This window comes from Bradyrhizobium mercantei, assembly GCF_001982635.1.
Lineage (GTDB): Bacteria > Pseudomonadota > Alphaproteobacteria > Rhizobiales > Xanthobacteraceae > Bradyrhizobium > Bradyrhizobium mercantei.
In genome coordinates this window covers 1-738 of record NZ_MKFI01000059.1, presented here as the reverse complement: position 1 = coordinate 738, position 738 = coordinate 1, and the positions used below count along the sequence as shown (strand labels likewise).

The following is a 738-nucleotide window of genomic DNA, read 5'->3' as shown; positions in this document are numbered from 1 at the left end:
CGCCGCCGTCACCGTGTTGGTGTTCTGCGTCGGGGCGTCGTTCTGGATCGAGACCGTGGCGCCATTGTCGATCACGATGACGTCGCCGTCGGTGTCGGTCGCCGTGAACACGTTGTTCAGGTTCAGCGTCGTGGTGTTGGCCTCGCCGGTGCCGTTGTCGACATGCTCGAGCAGCGTGAAGGTGAAGTCGCCGCCGGCCGTCTTGACCAGCGTGAACACCTTGTCGCCGGCGTTCGGGCTGCCGCTCGCCGGGTCGACGATGCCGTCGACCTCGGTGGCGCTGACATAGCTCCACACGATCTTGTAGGCGGTGCCGCCGAACACCGCGGTCTGGGTCAGCCCGGTGTCGCCGGTGATCGCCGAGTTGAAGCCGAGCAGCAGCGTCGGCGCATCGGCGCCGGCATTGACCAGGCTTGCGATCTGCGCCGCCGTGAACGTCGCAATGGTCGGCTGCGCGCCGCCGTCGGGATTGCCCGCCGACTGATGGCCGGCGATCGCCGCCAGGGTGTCCTCGAACACCGCCGCCGTCACCGTGTTGGTGTTCTGCGTCGGGGCGTCGTTCTGGATCGTGACCGTCGCGCCATTGTCGATCACGATGACGTCGCCGTCGGTGTCGGTCGCCGTGAACACGTTGTTCAGGTTCAGCGTCGTGGTGTTGGCTTCGCCGGTGCCGTTGTCGACATGCTCGAGCAGCGTGAAGGTGAAGTCGCCGCCGGCCGTCTTGACCAGCGTGAACAC

1 protein-coding gene is annotated in these 738 nt (G+C 66.7%); it reads right to left on the bottom strand.

The window, feature by feature from the left end; translation table 11 throughout:
* Positions 1-738 (bottom strand): hypothetical protein (locus tag BI327_RS42565; protein ID WP_210191261.1); only part of this gene is annotated, 738 nt, incomplete at both ends.